The sequence below is a fragment of the Enterococcus montenegrensis genome, assembly GCF_029983095.1.
In the GTDB taxonomy this organism is placed as follows: Bacteria; Bacillota; Bacilli; order Lactobacillales; family Enterococcaceae; genus Enterococcus_C; species Enterococcus_C montenegrensis.
In genome coordinates, this window is the sequence record NZ_CP120467.1 from 143,206 (window position 1) to 160,016 (window position 16,811).

Annotated in this window: 12 protein-coding genes and 1 pseudogene; all 13 read left to right on the plus strand. The window is 33.3% G+C overall.

Features of this window, described 5'->3' with window-relative positions; genetic code table 11:
* Positions 1–195: 195 nt before the first annotated feature.
* Positions 196–3,666 (plus strand): Eco57I restriction-modification methylase domain-containing protein, encoded by a 3,471-nt coding sequence (locus P3T75_RS00645; RefSeq protein ID WP_156190010.1) that lies wholly within the window; start codon positions 196–198, stop codon positions 3,664–3,666.
* The gene (locus tag P3T75_RS00650) at positions 3,666–7,142 is read left to right on the plus strand and encodes a helicase-related protein (protein WP_265614591.1); all 3,477 of its coding nucleotides are present in this window, start codon (positions 3,666–3,668) and stop codon (positions 7,140–7,142) included. The genes P3T75_RS00645 and P3T75_RS00650 overlap by 1 nt, the downstream gene beginning before the upstream one ends.
* A gap of 733 nt (positions 7,143–7,875) precedes the next feature.
* Positions 7,876–8,220, plus strand: coding sequence for a PadR family transcriptional regulator (locus P3T75_RS00655; protein ID WP_230711166.1), 345 nt, complete (start codon positions 7,876–7,878; stop codon positions 8,218–8,220).
* On the plus strand, positions 8,210–9,034 hold the full coding sequence (locus P3T75_RS00660; RefSeq protein WP_282461949.1) for a DUF1129 domain-containing protein: 825 nt from the start codon (positions 8,210–8,212) through the stop codon (positions 9,032–9,034). Before P3T75_RS00655 ends, P3T75_RS00660 begins: the two co-directional genes overlap by 11 nt.
* A gap of 272 nt (positions 9,035–9,306) precedes the next feature.
* A pseudogene (locus P3T75_RS00665) lies at positions 9,307–10,351 on the plus strand (Fic family protein).
* 283 nt (positions 10,352–10,634) lie between these two features.
* Positions 10,635–10,760, plus strand: coding sequence for a hypothetical protein (locus P3T75_RS00670; protein ID WP_282461950.1), 126 nt, complete (start codon positions 10,635–10,637; stop codon positions 10,758–10,760).
* A gap of 367 nt (positions 10,761–11,127) precedes the next feature.
* Positions 11,128–11,637, plus strand: coding sequence for a hypothetical protein (locus P3T75_RS00675; protein ID WP_282461951.1), 510 nt, complete (start codon positions 11,128–11,130; stop codon positions 11,635–11,637).
* A 305-nt stretch (positions 11,638–11,942) separates the two neighbouring features.
* Entirely contained in the window at positions 11,943–12,158 is a 216-nt protein-coding gene (locus tag P3T75_RS00680; RefSeq protein ID WP_282461952.1) for a hypothetical protein, read from the plus strand.
* A gap of 80 nt (positions 12,159–12,238) precedes the next feature.
* Positions 12,239–12,508 carry a hypothetical protein gene (locus P3T75_RS00685; RefSeq protein ID WP_282461953.1) on the plus strand — a complete coding sequence of 90 codons (270 nt, stop codon included), beginning with the start codon at positions 12,239–12,241 and terminating at the stop codon, positions 12,506–12,508.
* Positions 12,484–13,257 carry a hypothetical protein gene (locus P3T75_RS00690; RefSeq protein ID WP_282461954.1) on the plus strand — a complete coding sequence of 258 codons (774 nt, stop codon included), beginning with the start codon at positions 12,484–12,486 and terminating at the stop codon, positions 13,255–13,257. The genes P3T75_RS00685 and P3T75_RS00690 overlap by 25 nt, the downstream gene beginning before the upstream one ends.
* Positions 13,258–14,169: 912 nt before the next feature.
* Positions 14,170–14,445 carry a hypothetical protein gene (locus P3T75_RS00695; protein ID WP_206903236.1) on the plus strand — a complete coding sequence of 92 codons (276 nt, stop codon included), beginning with the start codon at positions 14,170–14,172 and terminating at the stop codon, positions 14,443–14,445.
* A gap of 281 nt (positions 14,446–14,726) precedes the next feature.
* A complete protein-coding gene (locus P3T75_RS00700; protein ID WP_282461955.1) occupies positions 14,727–15,539 on the plus strand; it encodes a metallophosphoesterase in 813 nt (270 codons plus the stop codon).
* 484 nt (positions 15,540–16,023) lie between these two features.
* Positions 16,024–16,425 (plus strand): hypothetical protein, encoded by a 402-nt coding sequence (locus tag P3T75_RS00705; RefSeq protein WP_282461956.1) that lies wholly within the window; start codon positions 16,024–16,026, stop codon positions 16,423–16,425.
* Positions 16,426–16,811: the final 386 nt, after the last annotated feature.

Consider the following 16,811-nt stretch of genomic DNA (forward strand, 5'->3'; position numbering starts at 1 on the left):
GGTTGAACCGACAACGGATAGGGCTATCTAAGGGGAAAGTTGCAACTCGGCTCAATATTAAGTTAATTCTTCAAGATTGACCATAGGATGTGGTAAGAAATCTGACTTGGGAATAGCCAGCTATAAAGATAGGTACCTCAGAAAATAAAATTTAAAGGTTATTTGAACGAATAGGAGCAGAGGAGCAAACTAAAAATGGAAATCGAGGATATGTTAAAAAGTTTGACCGCAGATGAGCAATCAATACAGATAGTTGCCGATTACTTGGGTTACTCAGTAGGACGTAATCCAAACGAACCAGAAAGTGAATGGCGTATGTTGTTTACTGATAAAATCCCAGATAAAACAAGCGCGGTATTGGCTTTAAAAACTGTATCTGACTTGACTCTAGAGACAAAAACAATGGATATTCGGAAGTTGCATAAACGAGTAGAGGAACTTGCAGTGAGTTTTGGTGGATCGTTTGATGCGGAAATTGCCGGATTTGTCGGACAAAAAAGAATTGTATTATTCCGGCTGAGAAACGGCAATCGTGATGAGCGGTTGGACCTTAATGAAGAAACAATTGGGAAAGTCTTGTATCTAGATAATTTCAATATGCTGAAAAATAGCTCTATCACAGTTGAACAAGATGATTTTTGGGGTGGGTATGTCATTCATGGATTGAAAGATGTGTTCAAACGTGAACTAACGAATCACTTCTTGATGATGGTAGCTTTGTATAGAAAAAAATTATCAGAGTTAATCACATCTAAACCTTATAAAAACGAACTAGCTCCATTGGTTTCTGATAATGCTCGAGCATACATCGTTACAAATGCTTTAGCGCAGTTGGTCGAAGACGAATCTTATACAGCAGTTTTGTCGAACGTGGTTGATACAATGATCTTGCGTCAGCTGATGCGCCGGTTTATCGAAGCTTATTATGGCAAAGATGAAGTGCGTCCTTTCGAATTGAGCGGAATCGCGCTAGGCGTTGGACGAGGTACGTTAGATGAAGCAATCAAAGAAACGGTTGAAATTTATTCAAACTTGGATAAATCAACTGAATCAGCAATCTATAAGCTGAACAAAAAGAAAAGTGTGATTGAAAAATACGATGATTATGTTGAAATAAGCTTATTTGATGAAGACGAATATGATGTTACTAGTAAAATAAAAATGAAAGATGACAGCAAAACACGTTTGATTGAACTTCAAGATAAAGCGACCCGACAATTTCAAACAGTTTATGGCGGTGATCTATTTGCTTCATCAATCGGTGAGGTAACGACAGAAATCGAAAAGTTGATTGTTGAACACGATGCTGAAATGTGGGCGAAATTTTGGATCGATACATCAAGCGAAAACTATTCTTTTCGTTTTGAAGATGTGCCGCCGGAAGCGCTAGAAAAACAATACGAAAATTCCATGTCGCAAAATGTCCAAATCAAAATTGAAGATGGTAAGCCGATTGTTTTTTATGGAGAAGATCTGCAGGAACAGAAGAATAAAGGAGCTTACTATACCGACGAAAAATTCGTTCAATACATGGTACAGCAGACTGTTGAAGTTGAATTCCAAAACCGTATTGCAGACGTCAAAGAAGCTATAAAAGACGGTAAAGAAGCTGAAATTATCAAAACGTTGGATTACTTGTTTGACATGAAAATAGCAGATTTGACAGCTGGTGGGGGATCATTCTTGCGTGGTGCTTTTAGACAGCTAGCTGAGAAGCATGATGCACTTGTTGGATTAAAAGTAACTGATATGGTTAGAGGAAAATATCCGATGATGCAAGCTGGTGATGAGGGCAGTTTTGCTTGGGAAAAATATATTCTGCACAATATGGTCTATGGCGTTGACATCGATTACAAAGCGATTTTAATTTCGTCACTGACGTTGATGCTTTCATCTCTACAGCACCGTCCAGTTAATCAAAAATTACCTGAACTAATCGGTAATACTTTGATCCATCAAAACTCATTGATGAACTCTGTACCTTTTTATGAGCGCGAAATAATCTATACGAACTATCAAAAAGAAATCAAAGCGCTTTTGAAGCTGAAACGTGAACAATCGCCAAAATATGAAAGCAAACGACAAGAGCTGCAGCGGACTTTGTTACAATATGTACAGCCGATTCTGAATGGCGAGACACAATTTTTGCACGTGGAGGCTTTGGAAGTTAATTTGCCGGAAGTATTTTTTGGTGAAGATGGGAAGTTGAAGGAGAATGCTGGGTTTGATTGTGTGATTGGGAATCCCCCATGGGACGAAGTAAAGTCAAATAGTGACGAATTTTTCTCCAAGTATAGTTTAGGATACAATTCGTTAAAAAAGAAAGAAAAGGATGCTGTTAAAAAACAATTATTTGCAAAATTTCCTGCTATTGAACAGAAGTGGGGAAAATATAATGAACGTTTTGCAAAAATGAATAAATTTTACAAAAAATCAAATAGTTATATTTATCAAAGTTGGAAAGTTCTGGGTGTCAATACTGGAGGTAAACCCAACTTATACAGATATTTCATTGAAAGAAGTACCCAATTAGTTAAGAATAATGTCCGAATTTCTATTTTAGTTCCGGATAATGTTATGACAGATTTGGGTTCAACAGGGATTCGACATTTGATTTTTGAAAAGTGTAATATTTTTGAATTTCTTTCATTTGAGAATATCAAAAAGATTTTTGAATTTGTTCATAGTAGTTATAAGTTTGCAGTGCTGACATTTGCTAAAGGTGCCGGTAAAGTAACTCACTTTGATGCTTTTTTTTACAAAAATGAAATTATGGACGTTTATCAAGATGATAAAAAATTAAGTTATCCGATTAATATCGTTTATGATACTGAACCGGAAAAATTATCATTATTCGAACCGCGGTCTGAGATAGAATTTAGTATTTATAAAAAATTAAAAACTAAGTATCCACCACTACACCAAAGTAACTTACTGAATTTTTCTCAGGGCATTAATAAAACAAACTTTTCATCAATTTTGAACGATGATGATGATGATGATTCGGTTCCAGTTTACGGAGGAAAGGATGTTCATCAATTTAAAATAACGAATAAACCATCAATATTCATGAAAATAGAAAATGCAGAAAAAAGATCGAAAAACATGTATAAAGATTTCAGAATTGCATATAGAGATGTTGCTAGAGCCACGGATAAACGAACAGTAATAGCAACACTTTTACCGGAAAAATCAGTTGTAGTCAACTCGATGAATGTACAGAGTGAAGATAATACTACTTTGAAAGAAAAGTTGTTTTACTTAGGTATAATGAATAGCTATATTTATGATTTTCTACTTCGAAATGTGATTGATAAGCATGTTAGCATAAGTTTTGTTAAACAAACACCAATGCCAATTATAAATGAATTTAAGTACACAAATGAGTTAATACAAATTTCGAAGACGTTGCTTCAAAAAAATAACGATGAGATGTACGTTAGATTAAATAGTGTCATTAAAGATGATAGCTTTTTTTCCAAAATGAGTATTGATGAGCTTATTGCTGAACTGAATGCAAGAATCTTCATTGATTTTGAGTTATCAAGAGAAGAAATTATTGCTTTGATGAAAACTTTTGAAGGAAAAAAAAGCAAGCAAGCTGTCCAAGAAGAAGCTCAACGCATCATTGAAGTATATGATCGTCTTAAAGCAGGTGAAGAATAGTGACAAAAGAATACGAAGCTCTTTATAAAAGCCGAGTAGTTGATAATCGCAATGTTTCTATGGAATTTGCAATCAATCGTTTGCTTAGCCAAAATAAAGTTGATCGGTTTGATTTAGCAGTCGGATATTTTTATATATCCGGCTTGCTACTAATCAAAGATACTTTCACTGAGTTTATGGAAGTACGTGATGGTCATATGAGCATTTTGATGGGAAATGAGACGAATGAACTGACCAAAAATACTGTTCAAGCTGGTTTTTATATCAGTGAACTGAATGATGACGAACTGAAAAATGACTATAAAAATCATTTTCAAAACGAAATTCGGTATTTGAACGAAGAAGATCAGCTGTTTTTGATGAAATTTATTGATTGGCTGGAACAAAAGCGGATTGAAGTCAAAGTTTATACTGGTGAAGCAAATTATTTCCATGCGAAGAGTTATATGTTTTATGGTAAAGAAAATGACTACTCTGGTGAATCGTTAGTTGGTTCTTCAAACTTTTCTAGAAATGGTCTGCAAGGGAATACCGAATTAAATGTCTATTCCGCTGATAGTTTTAATGCTTTGCATGAGTGGTTCAAATCGATTTGGTTCTCAGATGAAGTCGATGTTTTTTCAGATGAACTAATCAAGACAATCAAACAAATCTATCCAGATATACAGCAATCTAAACGCTATAAATCAGTTTCTGAAACTTATTATGATTTTGCGAATATGTTTGCTCGTCCATATGCTCAATTAGATGACGATAAAATTTGGGAAACTTTATATCCGCATCAACGTGAAGGCATTTTAAAAATTCAGAACAAGCTAATGCAGTTTGGTACTGCAACATTAGCAGATGGGGTAGGGTTAGGCAAGACACGAACAACAGCTGGCGTAATACGCTTAGAGAAAAAAATTAACCCTCATTTAAAAGTAATCATTATTGCAGATAAAAAATTACATGAACAATGGCAAGCGGATTTAGATGCTGTAGATGTTGACTACAGTAATTTTAAATTCATCAATCGGGAAACATTTGCTCTAATGAAACCAGCTGAGTTGGATCTGATTGCTGCAACTTATCAAATGATTGTAATTGATGAGGGACATCAAGGATTTAAAAATAGAACTACTGCAGCATATCGTCATGCGGAATATGTCTTTTCGCATTCGGCTCATAATATGAAAGGAATCATGTTGACGGCGACACCTTGGAACAACAAGCGTGAGGATGTGATTAATATCGGTTCACTATTTCTAGAAGTAGATAACATCCCACTTGATCGTACTTATCGTACTTATTTTGCTTTCGGAGCACGTGGAAAAGCAGTTAAAGCGTTGGCAAATGATAATAAAGCCTTTGCTGAATTTTGGGAAGATTTATTCTTGCAGCGGACAAGGAAAACATACGGTGGCGAATCTGTTACTTTTGCTGAACGTTTTTTTCCAACGATTGAAGTTCCCTTCGAGCCGGTGAAAGAACAAATTTTCAGCAATAACTTTGAAAGAATCGATAATCTACATTTCCCATATATGGATACACTACGTTTCTTTGTTCAAGATAGTAATAATGAATTGACGCCAGGCAGATTGAAATTAATGCTATTAAAACGTGCTGATTCTAGTTGGCTGTCTTTCGTAAATTCTTTGAAGGCGATTCAAACTAAGACTCAGCAGTTTGTTAAGGATTTTGACGCAATTGAAACATCCGGCAAGTACTTAGATCGATTGAAAAATTATCTATCCCATGCTTATAAGGTAGATGAATATTTTTCAAATAATTTGGGATTGTTGTTGAACATTAAGAATGAAGAAGACGAAGATCAACTGCCAAATCAATTTCGTGAATTTCAAGAAAAATCAAATCGAAATCGTCGAAAATATATCGAGCGAATTACTGGTCAAATTGAAAGTCTGACAGTTAAATCTTCTAAGAGAGTTTTTAATACGTTAAAAGCTTATGCAGTTAAGGATTTGGCTGTTTTGCAAAGTATGATTGATGAAGTTGAAAAGAATTTTTTACGTAAAGATGAAAAATTTGAAACGGTTTTGCAAAGTTTAATCATTGAGCGAGAAAAAGGTAATAAAGTCATTTTAGTGAGCCAATTCCGCGATACAATTCTGTATTACGCTGATAAGGTCAAAGAATCGAAAAAATTTGACTTAGATAACATCGGTGTAGTAACTGGTAATCCTGATGATAATAAAATTGGCATGGATCACTACTCTAAGAATGCTATTTTAAATCGTTTTTCACCAAAATCAAAATTGCAGACAGAATTATTTAATTCAGAAAACGAAATCAATATTTTGCTTGGAACCGACACGATTTCTACAGGGCAAAATCTGCAAGATGCGACTGTTTTAATGAATTTGGATGTACCATACAATCCAATGCAACTAGAACAGCGAATCGGTCGAATCGATCGTCCTCGTGAGTATGGTCAAGTAGAACAGATTGATATCTACACTTTCCCAACTTATTCAGCAATTGAATCAATTTTGAAAATGACACAGCGCTTAGGGGAAAAGATGAAAGGTATTTATAGTGATACTGAATTTGATGATTTTGTTCTACCTGAGTATCGAGAATATGCTGAAGCTTTACTGAAAGAGAAAAATGCTACGAAAGCTTCCAAAGCCACGGAAAAAATGGTATTGGATAACGAATCAAAACAAATCATGAATGTTGGTGTATCTGCTGACTCTCATTCTGCTGATTATGATATGGCGAATAAACGAATGTACGATACTGTTCAACAAGGAGTTCATCGAGTTCTTGATCCAATTTATGATGATATCAGTTTTTCAAAAAATATTGGTAATGCTATCGTTGTTTTAAAAATGATTTATCGTGATGTTAATGGTGAGGACATCAGTAATGAAACAATTATTATTGATATGGATAAAATTAAAGAATGCACGATTTCTGATGCAGAGCGACGATTGAATGAATCAAAAGTAGCGAGTGTTTATTCAACACAGGAATATAGTGAAGCTAAAGCCGAGGTAAAAATACGTGATTATCGTCAAAAATTCCAACAGGTTTTAGAGCGGCATATTGAAAAAATCAATGCTGATAATCAAAAAACAAGAGATAATTTTGACGGTATAGCCGATAAAACCTCTAAGAAAGCTGCATCTAATATTATAGATAGTATTAAAAATCCCAAACTAAGGGGAACAATTAAATCAAAAATTGAAGCTTTTGGTTTATCTGGTAAAGAAGTTCAGGAGTTAGCAAAGCGCATTGAGTTTATTGATTCAGACAGTGATCTATATGATTATGTTCAAAATATCGCAAACGATGTTCAAGAATTTTGGATGAATTTTAAGGAATACGTCGACGCTTTTGATTTGCAGAATATTGAATTGAACAGTGGACGAATTAATAAAAATGAACCAACAAAACGGATTGCTACTGTTGAAAAATCTGAAGTTATATTGGTAATGGCTAATTATTCAATCGGTAACGAAACCCTATAAACATACTACTGTTAGAAATTAGGGGGAGCTTTTTCTCTGAAAAAGAGTAATCAAATTAGATGTTAAGAAAAAAATCAATAAAAGAAAAGACTTATCAGTCATATATGAGAGACCTTTATTTATTGTTCATAGTATAGGTATATGTATTTGATAGTATTGAATCGGCTCGCAGAAAATTGACACCATTGCTTTCAAATAATTTGAAAGTCAATAAAATTTTTCATGTTTTTATCTCTCTAAATCGTTGCTATTAAAGTATTGTGAAGCTGTTTGAAAAAATGGTTGGGCTAACCAGGTCTTAAAAAAGCCCGTAAAGCTTCACAGTTCTCAAAACGTTAATTGCTGGAGTTGTTGCGAATTTATTCGCTTACGAATGCAGTATGGGACGGAGATTTTGCAAGAAATCGAGTACCATTCAACTGAAACGTTTCAGACACTTTCTCATTACGAGAGAGTGTCTTTTTTTGTTTACTTGCTAAATAATTGCTATCGAATTGGATTGCTTAAAAAATATTACAGCAGGTCTATTTTTGCCGCTACGATAATCAAAAAATTGTAAATTCAGCACTTCAATCTGTAATGCCAACAATTAAATATTTTGTTACAGCCGGTAAGATTGCAGATGTACTTTTTTACTCAGATATATTCATAAAAGGCACTATCTTGCTTTACAAACTAGTTGAATATCTTTATACTGTGACTATATTGTAAAACAAGTTAGATAGGAGACGACATGGCTCAAAAATCATCATCGCAAATGTTAAAAGGAATTTTGTCTGGTAGTATTTTGATTCTTTTGGCTGAAGAATCTTTATATGGATACACATTAAGTGAAAAATTAGCAGATTTTGGTTTTGCGGAAATTCCCAAGGGAACAGTTTATCCGTTATTGCTTACTCTGGAAAAAAAAGGATACATTGAAGGACGTATGGAAGTTTCTCCGGATGGTCCCCAGCGAAAGTATTATTTTTTAACTGAAGCAGGAATAAAAGAAAAAAATAGCTTCATTCGGCAGTGGAAACAGCTAAAAAGCAACGTAGATTCTTTAATAGAAAGAGATGAAAAAAATGAAAACTGAAGATTTAATCCAATTAAATGCTGACTTGCAAACTAAGCTGACAAAAGTAAATGAAGAGTATTACGGTGATCTTTTGGTCTATGTGCGTACAATGTCTTTTTTGCGAGATGAGCAGCAAACAGAGGAAGTATTACTAAGTATTTTACAAGACATTTTAGATGCACAAAAAAGTGATATTACAGCTGAAGAATATTTTGGTAAAAATCCTAAAGAATTTGCTGACGAAATTTTGCAGCAGTTGTCCGTCAATCTTATAGATACGGGTAAGTTGGTCATTTATGCAATAGGGGCTTATTTTTTATTTTCAGCATTACCGAGCCTAATCAATCCAACGACAGCTTTTGATTTGGGAACTTTTTTTGTCACAGGTATTTATGTAGGATTTTTCTCGGTTGCAGCTTTGTGGTTGTTAGGAAAAAGCATCTATCAGTCTCAACGACTTTTCAAAGTGACGGCAGCGCTTCTTGGAGCTCTTTTATTTATCGGAGGAATAGCACTGAGTATGCGCATTTCTACCTCGTTAAAAGTTTATTTTAATGGCCTCTTGGGAAGTGTTGTTATTTTAATAATCGCGCTTATTATCGGGTATATTTTATCAAAGCAGGCTGACAAAAAACTTTGGTTGCCGTTTGTGCCTGTTTTAAGCACAAGTGCATTATTGGGTATTCTTTCTCGTGTACCAATATTTTCAAACTTCTTTGATTTTTCCACACAACAAGGAAAAATTGTTCTCATTATTACGTTGAGCATTGCTTTGTTTCTTCAATTTATTTTGTTATTTTGGATCGGCCGCAAATCTAAGCAAGTGAAGTAGTCAGAAGAAAAGTTTGAAGTCAGTAGTGTTGATGCCTCTCGCTCAGCACAACATAATGCTTACATGTCTACACTAGAACCAATGATTTGCTATGTTTATAAAAAAAGTGATCAGGATTTTGAGTGGGGAATCACAAATCTTATTTAAAAGAATGTAAAAAAGGTTTGGAACAGTATAGAAAAGAAACTCAAATAAAAGAATATGCAGAAGAGTACGATCGAACGTAATTTTTTCTCCGCCAAATGATATAAAATGGCGGAGAAAAGAGGTGGATGGCGGTGAAAGAATCCAATTATCAAGAGCTGAAAAAGTTGTCGCTTAGTCATGATTTGCTGAATATGCTGACAAAGATCCATGACTATAAAGGCAAGCAGGAGCTGCATCTCGCGACAAAGCCGGGAATTTTAAGTAAACTGACGGATATGGCTTTAATCCAAAGTACCGAATTTTCTAATAAAATTGAAGGGATCGCGACTACAGATGGCCGTTTGAAACAAATCGTGGAAGAGAAAGTCAAACCGCGTAATCGAGATGAAGAAGAGATCGCAGGGTATCGTGATGTTTTAAAACTGATCCATGACAACTATGAAAATATCAATGTCGTGCCCAATGATATTTTGACGCTGCATAAAAATCTTTATAATTACTCGGCTAAAAGCTATAAGGGGAAATTCAAAAGCAGCGACAATGTTATCACTGAAAAAGATTTGGACGGAAATGAGTGCGTTCGGTTTGTGCCTGCACCTGCTTATTTGACACCCGATTTAATGGGCAATTTGTGTTATCAATATAATCAAGCGATCCAGAAAGCAGAAATTGACCCATTATTATTGATCCCATGCTTTGTTTTGGACTTTTTATCTTAGTGATGGAAATGGTCGGATGTCGCACTTACTGACATTACTGCTGTTGTACAAGTCTGGTTATTTGGTAGGAAAGTATATCAGTATCGAAATGTTGACTGAAAAGTCGAAACAAACTTACTATGAAGCGTTGCAGGCAAGTTCCGTTGGTTGGCTGAAAAATAAACAAAATTATACGCCGTTTGTCCGCTACTTATTGGGAATTATTTTAAAAGCTTATGAAGATTTTTCAGAACGTTTTGAAGTTGTGATTAATCGTGAACTGACACCGACCGAAAGACTGTTGGAAGAATTGCAAAAATCATTTGATCCGCTTAGCCGAGCAGATTTAGAAGTTCTGTTGCCTGATATCAGCCGAAGAACGATCGAACGTGCATTATCAGAGCTGCAAACAGCAGGTAAAATCGAGAAAATCGGGCAAGGACGATCAACTAAATACCGTCGACTGATTTGATTTAAAATCCAATGAAACGCATTGAATAAAAGTGTGAACTGTTTAGCCTATAGGTCACATTTGGCTGAAGTGCTGAAGGTACTTTTACCCCAAGGTTTCAGCGTTGTTTTTTGTAGTTTTTCGATGTTTTTGTACTCCCTGTTAGATATGGGGGGAAATGCAAAATGGTTTGCGCCATTTTGCAAAAGGCTAAGCTCCACAGCAGGTATTTGCTGAGGCAAAACTGCCTGCCAATTGGGATAGTATTAGCAATGGTTAAAGATTTCGCTTCGATTTTAAATATGTGAGTTATGTAGTGGAAGAATTAAAAATTTGTAGTGATGCTGATATGCCGATGTTTTTTGGTTACGAACTATGGTTACAAGTGCTTGAAATCCAAATTGATTTGATTATTTCAAATGCTTGTTGATTTGGTCTTTTTGACATTCAATAATATTGTTTGAAGCGACGGAACTGCCAACCAGGTCTTAAAAAAGCACGTAAAGCTTCTCAATTCTCTAAGCGTTAATCGTTGTTATACCAACGATTCCAGACACTTTCCATTTTTTGGAGGGTGTCTTTTTTTATAAATTGGGACGATATCGGGGATGTATAATGTAATTTGTTCATATGGAATATGCAAATAGCTATTTGTATTGAGAAATATATTTGAAGTTCATGATTTTATGGTATATATTTATGTTGAGATTAAATGGAGAATCAGTCGGGTGGAATAGGTGTAATTAAAAATCTAGCTAACAAATAAAGATATCAACTTAGAATAGGAGATGGTGAAAATGGAATTACAAGTTAGAATTGCTTATGAAACAGCAGAAATGCTTGAATTGCTGAAAGAATATTACCAAGAGCATAATGAAATTAATTTTACTAAGGGTGAAGTATTGTCAAAAGCAATTTTAGATACTTATGATACATGGAAAGAAACTGATTGGAACAAGATACTTAATTTACCAATAACTCTTGATAAAGAGTATGAAATTTCTTCTGGGGCATTACGACCTAAATTCCAAATCTCTAAGAATATAGAACCTAAAATTGAAGAATTAAAAAAAATGATACAAAAAAGTGTCAATACTAATTATGTAACTATTGGTTCAGCGATTAAATTTGTTTTACGACTGGCCATATATGAATTTCAAAATAAAAATGATATTTCTGTAGAGACTGTAATTTTTGAAATATTGGATAGTTTTGACCAAAAAGATATATCTGCAGAAACTAAGAATGTGCTCAAAGAATTTGTTAATGAAATAATGATCAAGCTTGAAGTAAATGATTTATTATAGTTTTGTAATTTCCAGAACTCATTAGGAGTTCTTTTTTATTCAAAAAAATGTCAATTAAATGGAGAAATAGATGTTGACAACGGTTTGTAAGAAGGTGTATTATTCAGATATAAAAAGGAGAAATAAAGGAGAATTTTAGGATGGCGATCTTTGACAACTGAATAGATACTCGCTAACAAACTTTTTCAATATTTTTTAAGAAATACACTAACTAAGGTTATAACGGAGATATTTATTATGTCAGTAGATTTATTTACACGTAGCACAATAAAACAAACCGTTTATGCAACGGAACTTATGAAGCTTTGGAAAACTATAATTTCAGTTATGTTTTTAATGATGAGCATGAGGTTGAAGATAAGATTGAAGATCAAGCAATAGAATTGTTGCAAGATTATAATAAGTTTGCTAAAGCATTGAGCAAGCCAGAACTGTGTAGTATTTATGATGTTTTTACATTAGAGCAAGCTTTGGTGATTATCTACTACATGATTGTAGAATATCTAATGAAAGAAAAATAATAGATTGAATAATTGAATTTACACTAAGAGAAAAGGCTTAATTGCTTTTTATTTTATATAAATACAAAGGAGAAAATGCGATGAACAGTACGGAATGGGTAAAAATATGGTTAAAAACTTGTGATGAAAATGGAATTCCACCATGGGAATTTGACTTTAAACAATTTTACAAGAGCGAAATATTTCCGAACGCTGATACTGATGATACTTCTCACTTAAAATCATGGCTAAAATACAAATATACGAAGGAGTTAAATAAAGCTAAATCTAATACATTTACCGATTCTTTAAAAAAATATACGAAGATGAAAATATTGAAAAGGGTATGGATAAGGATACAGATAGAGTAGTATTTCCAATTTATCAGGTATTGGAATGGCAAGATGAAGAAAAGTCTGTAATAAAAGGAGATCATATGAATTCCTTTTTAACAACTTTTACACCTTTGTTATTAACAGGGCCAACAAAAAAAATACCCTATGCTCCCTTCGGCAACGAAAACAAAAAGACATTTAACGAGGAACCTAAAATAGCTAATAAGTTAAGCGGATGGGCGGAGGAAGCAGATTCAGGTCTGTTAAATATTACAGAATTTGAATTTTATAAAGAACAATATAAAATTTGGGGTAATTTTAATTTATTTGCTCGAATGACTGATACTTTGGGTAATTTTACAGTTATTCCAAGTAAATTAAATATAGCACGTGGATCGAGTGAAGCATTCCGCGACTATTGGGATATCACGCTTCGAGTACTATATGATTTGTTCATGGCAATAGGTATTGAAGGAGAAGAGGCTTGGAAAGCATTTATTAATAAATATTTCTTACAGACATATGTTAACAAAGATTATTCTGTAGGAGAACTTTGGAAAGGACATCTAGAAGATAAAGAAGGCATTTTTATAAATGGAGTATATCCCCAAAAAATAGATGACTTTGAGCAATTTTACCGGAATGTCAATTTGCTAATTGAAGAACGAGGAAAATGGATGACTAAAATACTTTGTGAGAAACTTGACTTAACAAATTTAGAATTTTACAAGGATGATTTGGTGAACATGGAAAAGATTCGATTTTTTAATGACATTATTAAATAGACAAACTTAGCGAGGTCAAAAAATGACCTTGCTTCCTTACTTGAAAATAATTGTTGTGCTAGTAAATAAAATAAAGGGATTTTTAAAATAAGCGATAAATTTTAAGAGAATATAGTCTTTGTATTCGCTGTACGACTAATTTTAACGATTGCTTTACCACAACAAAAATACTTTTTGGAACTACAGGAGCAATTTTAGCATTATTTGTTCTATATTTTGAAGTAAAAGTCATACTGAAAGTATAATCGCATTCTTTCGTAAACCGCAGAAATGAATGAAATTCTATTATCTGCTACAAGAATGTATTAAAAGAAAAACAAATTTCTCTTCTCTTACCTCAAACTTTCAAAAAATAAGGATAACTTTTAAAAATATCCTAGTTTATTACAATGTTTTAGATTTTTAATAGTAATCGCAGCTGCTAGCTTGATTATTATTTCGTTTTCTTTTAAGGATGTAATAGTAATTTTGTTAACTTAGTCTGCTTGTATAGTTATATTCATAAAATAGTTTTTTGACTGAAAAAGTTAATGTGATAATTTTAAAAAGAATTTTACATTGACTGGCTACTTTTAGAATTTATGGTGGCGATAATCTATACTTTGAAAAAATATGTAACAATTTGTCTCGAATCGAAAGAAAAAAAGGACTTTCGGGAAATCAGAGACTGATGGCATTCAGCGCAGATGTAGAGTGCCTTAAAGCACTGTCTAGTGCTTATTTTGAGATTGTTGGAAATGCTAATTGAAGAGGACATAATTTCAAAGAGACATAAGCACTCAAAGTATAAGTATGATAAGAGTGAGTATATCTCTATAGTTAATTTTAAATACGATAGTATCAAACAAGGCAAGAAGATTCGATCGAGGATCAATCAACTTGAAAATTATTTTTATTAAGGTGGAGGAAAATATGAACGAAATTAATGAGCAAAGCCTTCAAGGAAAATATACTTTTTTTACTGAATCAGGAAGTACTTATATTTTAACAATTGATGAAAATCGAAAAGTGTGGTTAGAAAGAAAGAATGAAAATAGTGGCTTGTCTTTAAGACGAGATAACGAAAAATTGTATGTCCTAGAAATCGTGCGATTACAGGTAGGCCTATCGGCTGTGTTTGTTCTTGAACCTCTTGGCAAAGGAGAAGTAACTACACGTATTACTTCAAAAGTTTTAGAAATAGTCTAGTGATAGGTAAGTGTGACAAAAGCTGATTGGAGTAAGAAGAAAACATTGGAACGATTGTACTTGCAACGAGGAGAATAAACATTTGAGTGACAAACTGATCTGAAGACTTTTATGATGAGCATCAAAATATATTTCAATTTTTTGAGTTTAGATTGAGTGAAATTTTGTCTGCTATTCTATCTCTAGTTGTGCAATGATGTGGATTTAATTTTGATAAACTAAAATTTCTGGAAATAAGTTATTCACTATCCAATACACTTTTTGACAAAGGAGTAACAGTTATGGCAAAAATTTATGCTGTTAGTGATATACATGGCTGCTATAAAGCTTTTAGACAAGTATTACGATTAATTGATTTGAGTGTTTCAAAAGAGAATCAGTTATATTTATTAGGAGATTATGTTGATGGTGGTAAAGATTCCTACCGTATATTAAAACAGATTATGAAACTAGAACAGAAATACCCAGAGCAGATAAAAGTGTTGTGGGGCAATCATGATGAAGCCTTTATGAATTGGTTAGAACAAAAAGATAATGATTTATTTGGTTATTTGAGTAGTGGTGGTGTTTCCACAATTAAAAGTTTTTTTAGAGATAACCCAGAGGAGTACAATATCATAGTTAAGAATGCAGACGGTAAGTCAAAACGTGCTATGGTGCAGGACTTGATTGCTGCAATCAAGTCTGTAGGCAATAAAACGGGTCTTATAAAATGGCTACATAAAAAAGACGCCGCTTCACGTTTTATTGAAACCGATAATCAAATATTCGTTCATGCTGGAATTGCTGAGTACCCGGATGGACTCTGGAAGTATGCTACTGCTGACGAAGAATTTACTAATATGTATCCACCTAAAACGGGGTCTTTTTACAAAGATATTATCGCTGGACATGTTTGGAGCACTGAGGTATCGAAAGATTTATCGTATGCCGGAAAAGTATATTGGGATGGAGAAAGTCATTTCTTTATTGATGGCAATGTTTTGGCTACAAAAAATATTCCCGTTCTAGAATATGATACAGAAACAAAAAAGTATTTCAGCTTTGAAAAAAATACTGAAACCGATTCCTTAATTAAATATGAAATTAAGTGATTGCATAATCAAGGTTTAATATATGTGAGAAAATATCGAATTTGAATAAATAGAAGGATGTGGGGCAAAATATTAATGGAAATGTTCACACTTTAACGATTGATCTAAATAAAAAAGTCTGAGTACCTATTAAACAATAGGTTAGATTTATATATCAGAGAAGATATAATCAAAGATATGTTCTAATTTGAAAATGAGCACCGCTTAACCTTGCCAATAGCCCAATTAATCGAAGTCGATTTTAAAACTGTTTATATGGGTAAAATAGCGGAAAAAAATTTTAGAAATTTCGTTATTTTAAAACGAAAAGCTGCTTAATGAATTGACTATAAGTATTTTTGAGATAGGAATGAAATTTTATGCTATACCAGGAAAACTTATTGTTGCCTACTAGAGGCGGAAATTTGATGTATAAAGATATAGATAAAATAAGTATTGATAAATTTACAGCAGTTAGATGTTTAATGAAATTGGAGATGTTTAAATGATTAATTTTACTTTTGAAAATTATTTACAACAAGATAGTGCTATGAGAATTGATGAGGCGTTAGAAATTTATAATGGCATTATGAGACAAGCTGATAAAGAGGACGAAGATTTTCGTACATTATGGGAAGATTTAATAGATGAAGCAAGTAAGTATGTAATAGTCCGTTCTAAATGGGCCCTCCAAACACAAGATGAACGGATTAGTGTTGATGCTTCTCGTTCAGCACAACATAATGCTTACATGTCTACACTAGAACCAATGATTCGTTATGTTTATAAAAAAAGTGATCAGGATTTTGAGTGGGGAAATTTGTTAGGTGATCGTAAAAAAAATCGAAAAAGATGGGGAGACTTTGCAGGTTATCTGCTCTTATTCAATACCTTAGGAAATCGCTAAAAGCATAATATAAAGTCTAAAAAGCTAGTATTCTTTAAAACGGCTGAAGGATAATAAAAAGTTTGTACTGAAATAATTAACTGATCTCCCAAGTCTTATAGCAATACTAAAATTATAAAGAGCCGTATAAATCAGATATTTGAAATTGTAGAATTATTGGAGCATACAGAATATAATCGCATCGAAAAAAACAACAAAAGAAAAGAGTTAGAGGGAAAGGTCATGGATGCCAAGAGCTTATGATTTGGATAGATACAGTTCAAGAAGAATTTGAGAGTGGGAAATTGATTAGATAAGACGTTGTACTATTTATGCTGACTTTTATTTTAAGAGCTTGTAAAATGAGCTACCTCACTTGTTAGGCTGAATAAGCATTCAAACTAGTA

What these genes read in the sequence shown, in the direction of transcription:
- P3T75_RS00675 (WP_282461951.1), top strand. Translation starts at nt 11,128, where the DNA reads ATGGAATTACAAGTTAGAATTGCTTATGAAACAGCAGAAATGCTTGAA.
- P3T75_RS00645 (WP_156190010.1), top strand. Translation starts at nt 196, where the DNA reads ATGGAAATCGAGGATATGTTAAAAAGTTTGACCGCAGATGAGCAATCA.
- P3T75_RS00660 (WP_282461949.1), top strand. Translation starts at nt 8,210, where the DNA reads ATGAAAACTGAAGATTTAATCCAATTAAATGCTGACTTGCAAACTAAG.
- P3T75_RS00655 (WP_230711166.1), top strand. Translation starts at nt 7,876, where the DNA reads ATGGCTCAAAAATCATCATCGCAAATGTTAAAAGGAATTTTGTCTGGT.
- P3T75_RS00705 (WP_282461956.1), top strand. Translation starts at nt 16,024, where the DNA reads ATGATTAATTTTACTTTTGAAAATTATTTACAACAAGATAGTGCTATG.
- P3T75_RS00695 (WP_206903236.1), top strand. Translation starts at nt 14,170, where the DNA reads ATGAACGAAATTAATGAGCAAAGCCTTCAAGGAAAATATACTTTTTTT.
- P3T75_RS00690 (WP_282461954.1), top strand. Translation starts at nt 12,484, where the DNA reads ATGGATAAGGATACAGATAGAGTAGTATTTCCAATTTATCAGGTATTG.
- P3T75_RS00700 (WP_282461955.1), top strand. Translation starts at nt 14,727, where the DNA reads ATGGCAAAAATTTATGCTGTTAGTGATATACATGGCTGCTATAAAGCT.
- P3T75_RS00685 (WP_282461953.1), top strand. Translation starts at nt 12,239, where the DNA reads ATGAACAGTACGGAATGGGTAAAAATATGGTTAAAAACTTGTGATGAA.